Origin of the sequence: Ruminococcus flavefaciens (assembly GCF_900108555.1) — a bacterium.
GTDB classification, from domain to species: domain Bacteria; phylum Bacillota; class Clostridia; order Oscillospirales; family Ruminococcaceae; genus Ruminococcus; species Ruminococcus flavefaciens_P.
Window position 1 is genome coordinate 1 of record NZ_FNWV01000010.1, and the last position, 16021, is coordinate 16021.

14 protein-coding genes and 1 tRNA gene are annotated in these 16021 nt (G+C 46.9%); 12 read left to right on the plus strand and 3 right to left on the minus strand.

Going from position 1 to position 16021, the window contains the following annotated elements:
* Nucleotides 1-1046 (minus strand): RNA dependent RNA polymerase (locus BLW60_RS12550; RefSeq protein WP_431768015.1); only part of this gene is annotated, 1046 nt, incomplete at its 3' end.
* A gap of 337 nt (nucleotides 1047-1383) precedes the next feature.
* Here BLW60_RS12550 and BLW60_RS12555 point away from each other — a divergent pair.
* From BLW60_RS12555 to BLW60_RS12580, 6 genes are all read left to right on the plus strand, one after another.
* Nucleotides 1384-2574: an AAA family ATPase gene (locus BLW60_RS12555; RefSeq protein ID WP_074717937.1), complete on the plus strand. Its 1191-nt coding sequence runs from the start codon at nucleotides 1384-1386 to the stop codon at nucleotides 2572-2574.
* 344 nt (nucleotides 2575-2918) lie between these two features.
* Entirely contained in the window at nucleotides 2919-3230 is a 312-nt protein-coding gene (locus tag BLW60_RS12560; RefSeq protein WP_051629783.1) for a plasmid mobilization protein, read from the plus strand.
* Nucleotides 3230-4558 (plus strand): relaxase/mobilization nuclease domain-containing protein, encoded by a 1329-nt coding sequence (locus BLW60_RS12565; RefSeq protein ID WP_051629781.1) that lies wholly within the window; start codon nucleotides 3230-3232, stop codon nucleotides 4556-4558. Before BLW60_RS12560 ends, BLW60_RS12565 begins: the two co-directional genes overlap by 1 nt.
* Nucleotides 4559-5235: 677 nt before the next feature.
* Nucleotides 5236-5514 (plus strand): DUF6809 family protein, encoded by a 279-nt coding sequence (locus tag BLW60_RS12570; protein WP_074717939.1) that lies wholly within the window; start codon nucleotides 5236-5238, stop codon nucleotides 5512-5514.
* Between the two features lie 157 nt (nucleotides 5515-5671).
* Entirely contained in the window at nucleotides 5672-5887 is a 216-nt protein-coding gene (locus BLW60_RS12575) for a helix-turn-helix domain-containing protein (RefSeq protein ID WP_031561560.1), read from the plus strand.
* A gap of 95 nt (nucleotides 5888-5982) precedes the next feature.
* Nucleotides 5983-7185 carry a tyrosine-type recombinase/integrase gene (locus BLW60_RS12580; RefSeq protein ID WP_074717941.1) on the plus strand — a complete coding sequence of 401 codons (1203 nt, stop codon included), beginning with the start codon at nucleotides 5983-5985 and terminating at the stop codon, nucleotides 7183-7185.
* A gap of 129 nt (nucleotides 7186-7314) precedes the next feature.
* On the opposite strand, the gene BLW60_RS12585 is transcribed toward BLW60_RS12580, so the two are convergent.
* Both BLW60_RS12585 and glgB read right to left on the minus strand, forming a co-directional pair.
* A tRNA-Ser gene (locus BLW60_RS12585) sits at nucleotides 7315-7403 on the minus strand.
* 275 nt (nucleotides 7404-7678) lie between these two features.
* Nucleotides 7679-9469: a 1,4-alpha-glucan branching protein GlgB gene (gene glgB, locus BLW60_RS12590; RefSeq protein WP_074717945.1), complete on the minus strand. Its 1791-nt coding sequence runs from the start codon at nucleotides 9467-9469 to the stop codon at nucleotides 7679-7681.
* Between the two features lie 243 nt (nucleotides 9470-9712).
* Here glgB and aroC point away from each other — a divergent pair, with 243 nt between their 5' ends.
* The 6 genes from aroC to BLW60_RS12620 all read left to right on the plus strand — a co-directional run bounded on the left by aroC (nucleotide 9713) and on the right by BLW60_RS12620 (nucleotide 15937).
* On the plus strand, nucleotides 9713-10804 hold the full coding sequence (gene aroC / locus BLW60_RS12595; RefSeq protein WP_074717947.1) for a chorismate synthase: 1092 nt from the start codon (nucleotides 9713-9715) through the stop codon (nucleotides 10802-10804).
* Between the two features lie 33 nt (nucleotides 10805-10837).
* A complete protein-coding gene (locus BLW60_RS12600; protein ID WP_074717949.1) occupies nucleotides 10838-11866 on the plus strand; it encodes a 3-deoxy-7-phosphoheptulonate synthase in 1029 nt (342 codons plus the stop codon).
* A gap of 343 nt (nucleotides 11867-12209) precedes the next feature.
* Nucleotides 12210-12446, plus strand: coding sequence for a putative Se/S carrier-like protein (locus BLW60_RS12605; RefSeq protein ID WP_081348258.1), 237 nt, complete (start codon nucleotides 12210-12212; stop codon nucleotides 12444-12446).
* Nucleotides 12433-13569 (plus strand): aminotransferase class V-fold PLP-dependent enzyme, encoded by a 1137-nt coding sequence (locus tag BLW60_RS12610; RefSeq protein ID WP_074717951.1) that lies wholly within the window; start codon nucleotides 12433-12435, stop codon nucleotides 13567-13569. The genes BLW60_RS12605 and BLW60_RS12610 overlap by 14 nt, the downstream gene beginning before the upstream one ends.
* A 140-nt stretch (nucleotides 13570-13709) precedes the next feature.
* Nucleotides 13710-14597, plus strand: coding sequence for a diadenylate cyclase CdaA (gene cdaA / locus BLW60_RS12615; RefSeq protein ID WP_074717953.1), 888 nt, complete (start codon nucleotides 13710-13712; stop codon nucleotides 14595-14597).
* Nucleotides 14594-15937, plus strand: a complete 1344-nt coding sequence (locus BLW60_RS12620; protein WP_074717955.1) for a CdaR family protein — start codon at nucleotides 14594-14596, stop codon at nucleotides 15935-15937. Before cdaA ends, BLW60_RS12620 begins: the two co-directional genes overlap by 4 nt.
* Nucleotides 15938-16021 lie beyond the last annotated feature (84 nt).

Below are 16021 nucleotides of genomic sequence, written 5' to 3' on the forward strand. Positions count from 1 at the left end.
TTCTGCGGACTGTCTTTGCTTACACCAGAGATGTACAGAGCGTGCCTGTATCTGCGGAATGCGTCCCAATAGTCCTCCCAGCTCATATTGTTATCGCAGAGCCAACTGTAGCCCTTGAACATACTCTTGGTTAGGATAATATCAACGTCAGCAACCTTGTGCTCAACTCCCCAGATGTCGGTGAGCGTTACAACTCCTGCGCTCTTGAAAAAGTCGTGAATATCTATCTGATGCAGCATTCCCTTGATGTACGGCAGTCGTATCTGAAACGAGGTATGCTCGCCGTTCAGCTTTTTATTGATGACCTTGGCGAACTCCTTGGAGATAATGCCCTCTCCGTCATAACCGAGAATATCCACACTCTCCCTGTGCTCAACACGATGATACTTCCGAACGGCATTGTCGCTGCCATCGTCTTCAACAGTGATAACATCTGTGTCGTGAACAGTGTGTTTTTGATTATCCACAACGATAACTCTGTGCGGCTTGTCGATGTTTATTCCATCAACACGAATGCCGCCTGAGAGCATAAGTCCGTTGTATGCGTACAGCTTGCTGAGCTGACACTTGGTTATCTCCATGCCGAGGCGAATGCGCTCTGTGACCTTCCAGAAAAGGTCCTCACGGATAAATGACAGCACAGCATTTCTGCTCATGCTTGCGGAGCGCTCAAACGCAACGTACTTGTGCATACCGTTGCCGAAGTCTATCTCCACACCTCTGTTCGTGAAAAGTGCCGCAGCCTTCTCTTGGAGCTGTGCATAGTAAGGGTGCGATGCGTCTCGGTCAAACACCTGTGAGAAGTCTGCGTAGAAAATAACATCGGAAAGGTCCGTCACAAGTTCAGCGCCGTCATATTTGAAATCGTCACCGTGCAGCACGCACATTATCTGATAGAAAAGTGCGTTGTCGTCCTGCTCGTGTGCGGAGTGTTTTAGACAGCTCCGCAGTGCATTTTTATCAATAACTGTTTTGTAAAACAGTCCGTCAGGCTTGGAGTAGTTGAGCATTGCTCTGACGGACAGATCATATATCCTGTACTTCATGGTCTCACCACCTGCTAAAAGTATATCACAAAACCTGCCAAAATGCAATAAGGATACTGCTCCCACATTTTTATTCCGAAACGCTCATTTTTACCCTAAAAACATTCAAAACTGTCATAGTAACAGTTTTGAGTTGAAATGTCTGCCAAGCTCTATTCTATGGGCAGTGCAGCTGTTTTTATTATTTAGTGAGAATTAGTGAGAAAAGGTCAGTTCCCATAATAATCAATTTGTGTTTCGGAAAATGTTTCAGAGCGGTCAAAAACTTATGCAAAAACAGGTCGATTTGCATAAAGGATACTGCTCCCACATTTTTATGAAGAAAGGATGATTTTTATTGACAAAACGAATCGAAATTGAGTTCAAAAGCAGCGTCGAGATAATGAACACTCCGATGAAAAAGCGGCGCTTCATCGTTGACGAAATGATCTATCCCGGTCTCCATGTACTGTCAGGTGATCCGAAGATAGGTAAATCGTGGATGATGATGGATATGTGTCTTGCTATTGCCAAAGGTGAAAAGTTTCTCGGACGCAAAACAGATCAAGGTCATGTGGTGTACATGGCACTTGAAGATACGTCTGATAATTTACAGACGCGAATGTATGAGCTGACAGATGAGCCGACGGATAATCTGCAATATGTTTTACTTGTCAACACTCTCGGTAACGGTCTCGAAGATGATCTGCGCAAGTGCAAGGAAACATTCTCAGACCTGAAGCTGATAGTCATTGATACTCTGCAAAAGGTGCGCGAAACTGTTGACATGAAGTACGGCAGTGATTACAAGGACGTATCAACGCTGAAATCTATTGCTGACGAGTTAGGCATCGCAATAATTCTTGTTCATCACAACAGAAAGCAGCAGGACTCCAATCCGAACAACATGATACTTGGCACGAATGGTATCCCGGGTGCAGCAGATGGTCTGCTCGTTCTTACGCACAAGTCAGACAGCAAGAATGCAGTACTGAACATCAGCGGTCGCGGTGCTCCGTCACTCGACATAAATGTTATCAGGGACGGAGCAAAGTGGAAGCTGCTTGACAAGCCGCCCGAGGACAAGCCTGATAACTTCCCGTCTGTGATACATGATTTTATGCTGGAGCGAAAAGAGTTCCGCGGAAGTGCGTCTGAGTTGTGTGAACTGTTATGCAAAAAGTTTCCGTCAGAGGAATTCAAAAACAACTGGATGTACCGAGAACTATTGCAGCACGATGAAGAAGTTCACTCGCTCGGTATCAGCTATGGCAAAACAAAAAGTAACGGCACTCGCAGTATCTGTGTCCGTTACGAAGCTGATAGGGACAGCAGTGGCAGTAAATTACTGTACCCTGAAAGTGGTGCCCCTGCTGTCCCTGAAACGTCTTCAAACGCTGATATATCTTCGCAAACCGATACTCCCTCTGCCAGTGATGTTAAAACAATTGCTGTCCCTGTTGGTGATAAACTTATTGAGTGGGCAGCGAACCGAATCACAGAAAAGTTAGCGGAGCAAGGTATTGAAGTCGAGCCGTTTCAGCCGTGAGGCACCAAAACGCCAATATTTGCCGCCGATACAGAAATCGGGTAGTTACCCCACCTGCGGCGATAAAAGCGATTGTGGCGCAACGTGGAGCGAGTGTGGCGATACCGCACAGATACTAATGGCAGAGGGAAAAGTGGCGGTACCCGAGAAAAATCAACCCCACTGGGTTGGCAAGCATAGCTGCCGGCATTCCGCCTGCCGCCTTTGCTTGTCGGGCAGAAGCCCGAACCCACTTACGGCGAGCCGCCGCTCCCAATTGTGCCTCCGCATAGTCCTTACGGACAGGAAGTATAATTGTCGGCACGCTGAAACATTTTACAAAACGGAAGAAAAGGAGGGATTCTATGAGACGGAGAAACGCAACCATAGCGATACGCTGCACAGAGGAAGAAAGCAGACGTATCCATGAACTGGCTGAGAGGCACGGCTTAAGGCTGAATGACTTCGTAATGCGGAGTGCTCTGGGCAAGAAAATCGTTGTTGCCAACGGCATCGATGAGATAGTTCGGCAGCAGAAAGCTATCGGTCGAAACCTGAATCAGATAGCTACACTTGCGAATATGGACAGGCTGACCGCCGTGAACTTCCAGCCGCTCCTCGACGAGCACAGGAAGGTCACGGAGCTGATAGGTCAGCTCTTACGGGAGGTGAAGTAGTGGCGACGGTCACAGCTATTAGTACAAAAGGTGGTGGCGGCGGCAAGAAAAGTCTGGACTACATCTGCCGCGATGACAAGACCGAGAATAAAAAGTTCGTGACGGCTCTCAACTGTTCGCTGCCCACAGCCTATCAAGAATTCCAAAATACAAGAGAGATGTACGGCAAGACTGACGGCATTCGTTACTATCACTTCGTACAGTCGCACCCAAGCGGCTACAAGATAGAGCCTGCACTTGCTCACAAGATAGCTGTTGAGTTTGCAGAGCGAGCGTTCAAAGGTCACGAAGTTGTAGTCGCAACTCACAACGACGCTGAACACGTTCACTCACATTTTGTGCTCAACGCAGTTAATGCTGAGACAGGTTTGAAGTACCACTCAAACAAGTTCACACTGCAAGACCTACGGCAGCTCAGCGATGAAATTTGTCAGAAGTACGGAGTGACAACTCTCAGCAAACCTGAGATTCACAAGCAGAGCAACGGTATCACTAACGGTGAGTACCGTGTTGCAATGCGAGGTGAGAGCTGGAAAATGAATCTCATCAATACAATAGACATGGTCATGAAAAGAGCAAAGTCAAAGAAACAATTCCGCTTCTATATGAAGCAGTGTGGCTACGATGTCAAGTGGGAGGACAGCAGAAAGTACATCACATACACCTGTCCCAACGGCAGGAGATGCCGCGACAACAAGCTTCACGAAGCGAAATACAGAAAGGAGAATATGGAATATGAGTTCGAAATACGAAGAAGCGAAAGAAGCCTCCAAGCAGAATTTGGAGGAGACACAGGACATACCAACTATGGTCTGCGTCCAGGAACACAACTGGCTGGCGTTGATATCACAGCTGAAGCTTCTGACAGATACGCTGTTCGAAGTCAAGGCTCAGACAGACGAGACAATGACATATGCACAGATGGAACGGTACCTGCGAAATCAGCAGACGATATACAATCAGCTGCTGGAACAGGGAAAGGAGATACAGGAGCAGACGTCACAGAACGTGACGGCAGAGGTGTCGAAGCTGGATCAGGCGGCGAAGGAACTCGTATCACAGGCTGGGAGTCTGAACGAGCAGACCTTATCGCAGCTGAAATGCTCCGAAGAGCAGAGCAGAAGTCACGGCTTCAGACTGCTTCGACTGGTGGTGCTGATAGAAGTGCTGCACCTGATATCATCGGTGGCATTGCTGCTGTGGCTTCGATAATCGAGGACGAGTCTGAGCCTACTGACGATACCGAATACGCACGTGAGCACGTTGACCGCAAGGCACTCGCCGAGGAACGAGAGCGAAAGGAAGCTCACGGAATACACATGGGATAAGCTATGACTCCCTGAATCAGGGACTCAACTAACTCAGGGATAAAACGTCCGTGAGTTATTATTCGTAGCTGGGCTACCGTAACGGTACTTGAAGTCCGAAACAGAACTGCACTCATTCCCAGCTCAGGATAGAGTTCCCATAATGGACATTCGTTATGGCGGGATGTAATATCCCGTCACGACGATGGGGTGGTGAATCGCCACCTCGCCACCTGAGTCGGCGAATCGCAGGGGCAGCAAAGGGGTGTCCAAAACGGACTGAGCTGATGTATGGAAACACGACGGTAGCTCACGGTGAACGAGGCGTTCACCGTACTGAACTCGCCCTGATTCGGGGCGGGTGTGAACGAACCGTTCATCCCTTTGCTGGTACCGAACAGATTGTACAGTACCGACAGGTGTTGCCAAAATGGCAGCGCCTTCAAATCATCCATATTGGAAGGTATGAGCTGACAGAACGATTCGTTCGGTCAGTAGACGAAGTAACGAAACGTGACGGCGTCTCAATCACCAAAGGATGTCACCAAACGTGACATCCTTTGCAATAAGGGTATCGTGAAAGCCAATACCCTTGTAGTGCTTCTGCTCAGTATCAACAGCGAACATTCAGTGGTTCTGATGAATGGATTTCGACTGGAAGCTGTGGTATGATTGTTGGTCAGGAGGTGACCGCGGCGATGAAGTTGCAGGATCTGTATTACGGGAACGTCATACCGTGTCAGCACGATGTGAGGAAGGACTCCGATTATGCAAAGCGAAGTCTGGAGCTCCTCGAGATGTGCGACAGACTGGAGAAACGACTGTCAGCTGACGATAAGAAGCTACTCAACAACATAACGGATATGCAGGGAATGTTGTCCGAGACATTGGTAGCTGAAAGCTACATACAAGGCTTCCGTGACTGCACCGAACTGATAATAGATGTGATGTTCGGCAGGAGCGAGAACCTGAAATAACAAATCAAATGGAGAGAGTACGGTAAAACACCGTACCCATTTTCGTATCAAAGGGAGCGGCTAACCACCGCTCTCTTAATAATTCAAAAGGAGAAAGTTAAAATGAACAATGCAGATCATACGAGAAACACAAGCGAAATAATAACAGGAGGAACGAATGAGATATACAGAAATGTTCAGAAACGAACCGGACGTGCTGACTGTCCCAGAGGCAGCAAAGCTGCTCCGCATTGGAAAGAATCAGGCTTACGAGCTCGTGAAAAATGGAAGTATCGGAGCGATAAGACTGGGCAAGAAGATAATTATTCCGAAGCCCGCTCTTGTTGACTTCTGCCGAAACGAGAGAAACTATTTAGTGCTTCTGCCGAAATGAGGTGAAAGGTATGGATTTTTCGAGAGAAGTGTGGTATTGTTGTCGTGACGAAAGTCACGATAAGGAACGATTTGGGAATTGAAAGGAGGATGCCAATGAAAATAACCACAGGACATTTGGCCGAGAAAAGCGGCAAATGGTATGCCGTTATAAACTTATACGATGCCGACGGTAAGCGTCACGAAAAGTGGCGCTCCCTCGGACTGGACGCAAAGAAAGGCACCAAGACCGAAGCCAACCACCGTCTGAACGAGGTGTTGGAGCAGTACAATCTTGGTGACCAGTACCTGCACGAAGGTATGTCGAGAGCCGACAAGGAGCGTAACCGCATAGCTGATATGCGTGTTGAGGACTACCTTGCGGAGTGGCTGGAGTCCTACAAGGGCAACATCACGAAGTCCACATACACAAGCTACAAGCGGTACATGGACGTACACATGATACCATTCTTCAAGAAGATGAAGATAAAGGTCAAGGAGATAACCGGCGACGAGATAAACGAGTACTACGCTTACCTCAGAGCCAAAGGACTGAAGGGCACAAGCTGTCAGCGGCACCATTCGCTCCTGCACCTTGCATTCAAGTCTGCAATGAAGCGTCGTATAATTCCGACAAATCCTGTCGATCAGGCTGACCGCCCGAAGTCGGTGCAGTTCATCGGAAACTACTATAACGCTGAGGAGATAAAGCAGCTCATCGACTGCACAAAGGACGATCCGCTGCACATCGTCATCGTTATAGCTGCATACTATGGACTCCGCCGAAGCGAGGTCATCGGGCTGAAATGGTCGGCGGTGGACTTCGTAGGCAAGACCATAAGCATCAAGCACAAGGTGTTGCAGGACGAGGACGGAGTTGCAGGTTACGATGTAATGAAAACGAAATCGTCGTACAGAACGCTTCCGCTGATACCTGTAGTCGAGCAGGCACTCATCGCCGAGCGTGAGCATCAGGCAGAAATGAAGAAGGCATTCGGCAGAGGATACTGCAAGAAGTACGAGGACTACATCTGCGTAGACGCTGTGGGAGAGCTGATACGTCCCAACTATGTATCGGACCACTTCCCGATAGTGCTCCGCAAGAACGGTCTGCGGAAGATACGCTTCCATGACCTGCGGCACAGTTGTGCCAGCTTACTTCTCGCCAACGGAGTGCAGATGAAGCTGATACAGGAGTGGCTCGGTCACAGCGACATAGGTACGACCAGCAACGTGTACAGCCATGTGGACAGCGAAAGCAAGAAGCTGAGTGCGGAGGCGATTGCTAAAGCACTCTCAAACGAATCAACAGCCGTATAACATAAACTGAAAGGCAATTGCAGTTTTCTCGCAAAAAACAAGTCGGTCATTATGCAAGCAACTGCGCTATAACAAAAAAGTTCCGCCTCTCGAAAAGGCGGAACTACGCGGAATACTCCGCATTTGGCTTGGCGCAGTGGGTGGGATTCGAACCCACGTCCCTCAAGGGGCATCATGATTTCGAGTCATGTCCGTTATGACCACTTCGATACCACTGCGTATTTAATTTAACTATAAAACTGCGAGAAAACTGCGAGAAAGCCAATTACAAACGCAACTGCGAACACCGCCGAAACCACGCAGAACAGGGAAAAATCAAAGTGCGGCAAGCTCAAAAACGACTATGTTTCGAGTCATGTCCGTTATGACCACTTCGATACCACTGCATAAAAATTACTATAATATTATATCACACTGCTGCTTGGAAATCAAGAGAATTGTAAAAAAATAATATTATAACAAAAAGAGCAGAGGAGCTCCCCTGCTCTGTGTATTATTTAGTCAGCAGGAACATTCTGCCGCTGAAGGGCGGGATATCCATATTGAGACTGCCGTCTTTGCACGAAAATGCTGTTTTTCCATGCGGTGTAGTACCGCTGTAGAGCTGATCGTCGGAGTCGAGAAGCAGTTCTGCACTGTACTCTTCGCCTATACGGACGGAGTATTTCGACTGAAACCAGTCCGAGAAATTGAACACTGCCAGTATATCGCCTTCTGCGGACTTTCTCCGAATTGCGTAAATGCACCTTTCTATTGCATTACAGTCAGACCACTCAAAGTTTGTGGGATCATGGTCGTAGTGAAGCGCACTATGCTCAAGGTATATCTTATTAAGAGCTTTGATAAACTCACGGAAAGAGTCATGCAGCGGATATTTCAGCATATCCCAGTCCTGCTGACGCTTTTCGTCCCATTCCCTCAGCTGAGCGAACTCGCTTCCCATAAAGTTCAGCTTTTTGCCGGGGTGAGCGATCATATACATATACAAAGCCCTTGCCTGCGGAAACTTCTCGGGATACTGTCCGTTCATCTTCTGTGCGACTGTAGCCTTTCCGTGGACTACCTCATCGTGCGAAAGCGGAAGAATGAACTTCTCATTATAAAAATAAAGCATTGAAAAAGTCAGCTTATGATAGTCCCGTGAGCGGTACATCGGCGCACTTTGAAAATACTCCAGCGTATCATGCATCCAGCCCAAGTCCCATTTATAGTCAAAACCAAGACCGCCTGCATAAACAGGAGCCGTTACTCTCGGATATGCTGAGGAGTCCTCAGCGGCTATGACAGCAGAAGAATGACGTGCTTTAAGTCCGCAGTTCATAGCTTTTATGAACTCTATTGCAGTACGGTTCTCTCCGCGGCGTTCGTCACCGTTCCAGTAGATCATATTGCGGATAGCGTCCATGCGCAGTCCGTCGAAATGATACACGCTCAGCCAGTAATCCGCAGCCGACTGTATGAACGATCTTACCTCGCCTTTCGAGTGATTGAAGTTGCGGCTTCCCCACTCGTTATATCCTGCACTGTCGTCAGGGTACTCATATAGCTTAGTGCCGTCATACTCCGTAAGCCCGTAGTGGTCGACCGCAAAATGCACAGGAACGAAGTCAACTATTACGCCAATGCCGTTTTTATGGCATTTATCCACAAGCTCCATAAGGTCTGAGGGAGTCCCATAACGGGAAGTCGGCGCAAAAAATCCCGTGCTCTGATAGCCCCAAGACTCATCACATGGGTGCTCGCTGAGAGGCATGAATTCGATGAAATTATAACCGTATTCCTTAACATAAGCGATGAGCTCGTCAGCTATTTCAGCATAGGAATACCAGCCTGTCTCCTCTTCATCTGAACGCCTTTTCCATGAGCCGAGATGCACTTCATATATGTTCATAGGCTTGTCATGGCAGTCTGTACGCTTTTTCAGCCATTCATCATCTGTAAATGAGTAGTCCGTGATGCTCCTTATGACGGAACAAGTTCCCGGACGCACCTCCATACCGAAGCCATAGGGATCACAATGGTCGATGAACTTACCTTTTTTATCGTAAATTCGGTACTTATACCGCATACCCTCCTCAGCTTCGGGCAGACATAACTCAAAGAACCTGCCGTCCTCAACAGGCTTCATGGGGATATCCTTCCAGTCGCTGAAATCGCCTATTACCGATACCTTTGACGCATTCGGCGCATATGTACGAAAAACAGTGCCCTTTTCAGTGATATGAGCACCGAAATATTTATATGCTTCAAATTCCTCGCCCTTGTAAAAACTCATAATGTCCATACTATCAGCTCCCGTCACCGATCTCTCTTTTCTGATTATAACACGATATATCGTCAAAGTCAATGATGTCAAATCCGACAAAAAGGAGCAGCTGCGCCTATACAAAATCACTATTTACTTTAGCGCTTTGTACCTGCAAATCGTTAAATTGCCGTGTTGACATATTTCAGACTCGGTGATATAATTTAATAGTGTTCCGAATATAGATATCGGGGCATAAAACGTTATCAGGGAGATGAAATAATGAAAAACACCTTTGGTTCAAGCGTTTCCGTAACAGTTTTCGGCGAAAGCCACGGCGAAGCTATCGGTGCAGTGCTTGACGGAATGGCATCAGGTATCCCCGTAGATGAGAATTTCATCGCACAGCAGATGCAGCTGAGACAGTCTATCGGTGCTCTTTCCACAGCAAGACGTGAAGCAGACAAGGTAAGGATAGTCAGCGGAGTCTTTAACGGAAAAACTACAGGAACTCCTATGACGTTTATCATAGAAAATCAGGACACAAGAAGCAAGGATTACGGCGAGCTCGCTTACAAGGCACGTCCGGGACACGCAGACTTTTCCGCACAGATGAAGTATCACGGCTTTCAGGATTTCCGCGGCGGCGGACACTTCTCGGGCAGGATAACAGCAGGAATAGTTGCGGCAGGCGCAGTTGCGATAAGTGCTCTCCGTTCTAAAAATATAAACATAGCAACTCATATCTTATCGTGCGGCGGAGTCTATGACCGACCGTTCAATAACATCGAAGATGACATAAAGCAGCTCAATTCTATGGAATTCGCTGTTCTTGACGAAAAGAGAGCCGAGGAGATGCAGGCTGCGATAACTGCTGCAAAGAACGACGGCGACAGCGTAGGCGGCAGACTTGAAACTATCGTTACTGGACTTCCAGCAGGCGTAGGCGAACCGTGGTTCGATACTCTCGAAAGCGTACTTGCTCATGCACTTTTCGGTATCCCAGCCGTTAAGGGCGTGGAATTCGGTGCAGGCTTTGCCGTAGCGGATATGCTCGGAAGTCAGTGCAATGACTCATTCCGCTCAGCTGACGGAAAGGTATACAGCGATACCAACAACAACGGCGGTATCATCGGCGGAATCACCACAGGACTGCCCGTACTGTTCAGAACAGCTATAAAGCCCACTCCTTCGATCTACAAAGAGCAGGAAACTATCGACCTCAATACACTTGAAAATACAACATTGCAGATAAAGGGCAGACACGATCCAGCAATAGTTCACCGTGCAAGAGTAGTGGCAGACAGCATAACCGCTCTCGTACTCTGCGACCAACTGTCTCTCCGTTTCGGAACAGACTGGCTCAAAGCGTAAAACGCTTTTTCAAACAAGAAAGGAAAATGTAATATGGCACTTAATATTATCCGCGAGCTGCCTCACCCGTCTGAACTGAAGGCTGCTCATCCGCTCTCACAGGAGCTCATCGACATCAAGGCTAAGCGTGACGAAGAAGTAAAGAAGATATTCAGCGGCGAGTCTGACAAGTTTCTCCTCGTCATCGGACCTTGTTCCGCCGACAATGAGGACAGCGTACTTGACTATATCACCCGTCTGCGTGAGCTTCAGGAAAAGGTCAGCGACAAGATAATGATGATACCGAGAATATACACAGGTAAGCCAAGAACTACAGGTGCAGGCTACAAGGGTATGCTCCACCAGCCAAACCCTGCCGCTATGCCTGACCTTAAAAGCGGTATCATCGCTGTAAGACATCTCCACATGAGAGTTCTCTCGGAAACAGGCTTTTCATCTGCCGATGAGATGCTCTACCCCGAGAACTACAGCTACCTTGACGACCTTCTCTCGTATATCGCTATCGGTGCTCGTTCCGTAGAAAATCAGCAGCACCGTCTGGTATCCAGCGGAGTTGATATCCCTGTTGGTATGAAGAACCCAACAAGCGGCGATATTTCCGTAATGATGAACTCTATCACTGCCGCACAGCACCACCATGCATTCATATACAGAGGCTGTGAGGTAAGAAGTGACGGCAATCCTTATGCACACGCTATCCTCCGCGGCTATGTCAACGACAAGGGACAGTCCTTCCCGAATTATCACTTCGAGGATCTTTACAACCTTGCACAGACATATGCAGAAAAGGAACTGAAAAATCCTGCTCTTATCGTTGATACCAACCATGCAAACTCAGGCAAGAGATATGAAGAGCAGATAAGAATATCCAAGGAGATACTTCACAGTATGCGCCACAGCGATGACATCAAGAAGCTGGTCAAGGGACTTATGATCGAGAGCTATATCGAAGACGGAGCGCAGAAGATAGGCGAAAATATCTACGGCAAGTCCATCACAGATCCATGTCTCGGCTGGACAAAGACAGAAAAACTTGTATACGATATCGCAGAACAGCTCTGATAAAATAAAGTTTTCAAACATTACACAAAATTTAAAGCCACAGTATTTCTGATATCATTCAGAAGTGCTGTGGCTTTATGTTATTGACAAAGATAGATCATAATTCAGCGCATACACGCAAAGTTGAGAATTGAGAATTGTGGTGTCGCCTACGGCGATATAATTTTAATAATTTGATCGCAGCGAACTCGATCATTCTACTCACTACTCTCTACTCACTTAAATCAAAACATCGCACTTTAGTTCTCACTTTTTATGACATTTTCCGTCATATCGGCATATAATAAACAGTACCGCATTTCCTGCTGACCTGCGCAATACGCAGCAGTCAGGGGTGATACTATTGACCAACAGTATTCTTGATATGCCCTCATATACCTACGCTGTCAAAGCACAGCGGCTTCTGCGGTCACGGGGCTATCCATGCATGATAAAAAGGCGAGAAAAGAGCTCCGAACGGGGCTGCGGCTACTCAGTCCACATTGCAGGCGGCAGCGAAAGCGCAGTTAAGCTCCTTGAAAGCCGCGGTATACCCTATTCTGTCGTAAATAACGGAGGTGAAGGCGATGACCAACTTTGACAACGCAGCCACCACCTATCCCAAGCCGCTGTCCGTACGCCGAGCCGCCGCAGAAGCCATTCGCAGCTATGGCGGCAATGCAGGCAGAGGCGGTCACGAGCTTGCCATGCGTACCTCAGAGGCTCTTTACTCCGCCCGTGAGACCGCAGCAGAATTTTTCGGCGCACAGACTGAAAACACCGTCTTTACTCTTAACTGTACTCACGCTCTGAATATGGCTATACAGGGCGTAATGAAAGACGGCGGACACCTTATCATAAGCAGTCTCGAACACAATTCCGCTACCCGTCCCTCATTCACTCTTACAGCCGAAAAGCGCATATCTCTTTCAATAGCCGAAGTCTTTGCTGATTCAGCGCAGACTGTGGAGAGCTTCCGCCGCCTTATCCGCAGCGACACAAAAGCGATAGTCTGCACACTTGCAAGCAATGTCACAGGTCAGCTTCTCCCCTACAGGGAAATAGCCGCTCTTTGCCGTGAAAACGGCATATGTTTCATAGCAGACGGCGCACAGATATGCGGAATATATGATATAAAGCTCGAAAGCGGCATAAATATACTATGTACCGCAGGTCATAAGGGACTTTATGGCATCACAGGCACAGGTCTCCTTATAACTGACGGCAGCTTCCCTTTATCTCCGATAATACAGGGCGGCACGGGAAGCGATTCCCTGCGTCTTTTCCAGCCTGATATGCTCCCCGACAGCCTTGAAAGCGGCACACCGAATATCATCGGTGCAGTAACCGTAGGTGCAGGGATAAATTATATAAACTCCTACGGCATGGAAAATATACGCCGCCATGAAGAAAAGCTTTGCAGAATGTTCATTTCAATGCTTGAAAATACAGAAGGCATTACCTTCTATCGTGACAGCAATGCGGAATATGCTCCTATCGTCTCCTTCAATATCGACGGCTTTTCATCTGAGGAAGCATCCTCTCTGCTTGCCGAAAAAGGCTATTGTCTCCGCGCAGGATACCACTGTGCAGCACTTGCTCACGCTTCCCTCGGAACAAAAAACGGCACTGTACGTTTTGCACCGTCAGTATTTAATACAGAAACCGAAGTAAAAAATCTTGTACTTTTTGTTAAGACAATGAAAAATTTACAAAATTCTTAAAAAACTATTGAAATTATCTGAATTTGTGGTACAATAATATTATAGTATTGCGCAGTCAGCTATGAGGACAGCCGTCCTCATACATAAACAGATCACGCAAAATAAATATGTGTAATAATTCCCCGAGGGGGTGTATATAATTGTTCAAAACCACGCCGCAGGAGGTATTTAACGCTTTTCTCAGCGTAGTAAGTACGTTCAGAGCTATAGACGTAATAGACGTTCTTATCCTTACATACGTTATCTATCTTCTGCTGAAACTTATACGCGAAACTCGCGCAGGTCAGCTTGTAAAGGGAATACTTTTCCTTGTTGCCAGCTATTTTATAAGCGTTGCTTTTGACCTCAAGGTCGTAAGCTATTTGCTGAACAGAGCTCTCAGTATGGGAGTCCTTGCAATGATAGTCCTCTTCCAGCCCGAACTCAGAAGAGCACTTGAAAAAGCAGGACGTACCCGTTTCGGAATACGTCTTTTCGGTATCGGACAGAGCACCGATGAGATCAAACAGCGTTGGGAGCCTGCTATCGAAGCAATATGCGATTCATGTGTAGAGCTTTCCGCAACCTGTACAGGCGCACTTATCGTCGTTGAAAGACAGGTGAGGCTTGGCGAACAGATCGAAACAGGCACTATACTTAACGCAACACCCAGCAAGGAAGTGTTCGGAAATATATTCTACCCGAAAACACCGCTCCACGACGGTGCTGTTATAATGCGAGACGGCGTTATCCTCGCCGCAGCCTGCTTCCTGCCAAAGCCGCAGAATGACGCAATAATCAATAAAAAGCTCGGTTCGAGACACAGAGCCGCAATAGGTATGAGCGAAAACTCAGATGCCGTTGTCGTTGTAGTTTCCGAGGAAACAGGACAGATCTCCGTAGCAGTAAACGGTACTCTCACAAGAGATTATACACGTGATAAGCTGAAAACACTTCTCGAAGAAATGCTCTTCAACGATAAAACCGAGATATCTATAGGCAAAAAGAATTTATTTTCTTCATTCTCCGAAAGGAGGAAGAAAAAATGAACCTTTATAGTAACGGAAAAACTCATAACACAAAAGACACCAAAAGCAATGCTGTACTTTTCGTCATAGCTTTGATATGCGCCATAGCAAGCTGGCTCATAATAGCTATGAAGATGTACCCTTCTGCTTCAAAGCAGCTGTACAACATTCCCGTATCTCTTGATGTAAGCGGTACTTCCGCAGCAGAAAACGGATTGCAGGTACTTTCTCCCGAAAAAGTTACCGTAAATATCAGCTTCGACTGCAGCCGTACCGATTTCAGCAAGCTCACTAATGACAATGTAATAGCCTACGTTGACTTTAGCAATATAGACACCATAGGTTCAAGAGAGCTTAAAGTTGAAGTAAAAAGCAAGGACGGCTCGGGAATGTCAAATATCAGCTGCTCGCCGTCAACGATAAAGGTATATCTTGATAAGTTTGAGACAAAAACCATACAGCTGAAGCCAAAGCTCCAGAATTTAAAAACTGTAGAAGGTATGTCTTATTATGACGATGAGGTCACCTGTACTCCCGATGAGATAAAGATCACAGGTCCTTCCCAGAAGCTTGCAAAGATCGCTGAATGTTATGTGGTATCAAATAAAGATGTTACCCTTGACAGAGAATCGGATATAGCAGGCGAATCTTTCCAGATACTTGACGAAAACGGAACAGGTCTTGATGATACGGGTATCAAATTCGGTGCTGAAGCACAGAGTATAAGTATGCATATACCTGTACGTATACAAAAGACCGTAAAGCTTGATGTAAGCCTCGGAGTATGGCCCGAAAACTTTGATCCCGACTGCCTTGATTTCACTATAACACCTGAAAGTATCCCGATCGCGGCAAAGGATAACGAGTCGAATATCCCTGATACACTGACAATACCTATACGTCTCAGTGCTCTTGATATCGGATACTCATGGGACACAGAGATAGATAAGCTGCTGGCAGACAGCAACCTGAAGAATATATCGGGAATAGACAAGATCAATGTTACTCTCAACAGCGACGGTCTTTCATCTAAGGAGGTCACTATCAACTGTGACGATATACCTCTGACCAACAAACCCAGCGATAACAATGATTATACAATACTTACCGGTCAGGTAAAAGTCAAGATCGTAGGACCTGAGGACATAATCAACGAACTCACAGCAAAGGATCTCAGTGCCCGTGTCAACCTCCTCGGAGCAGACACCTCCAGCGATCAGTTCAAGTATAATGTTACTGTATCGTGTTATACATATGATAACGTATGGGCTGTAGGCGATAAGAAGGTAGAGATAAAAAAGACTCCGAAAGAAGGAAAGACCACACAGTCTTCTTCGACAGCAACTACAAGTGCAAACTGATATCAAAAGCTCCACTGTACTAATGTACAGCGGAGCTTTTTTGTTCATACAGATACATATCATTAGCAATTTTTCACAAATTAT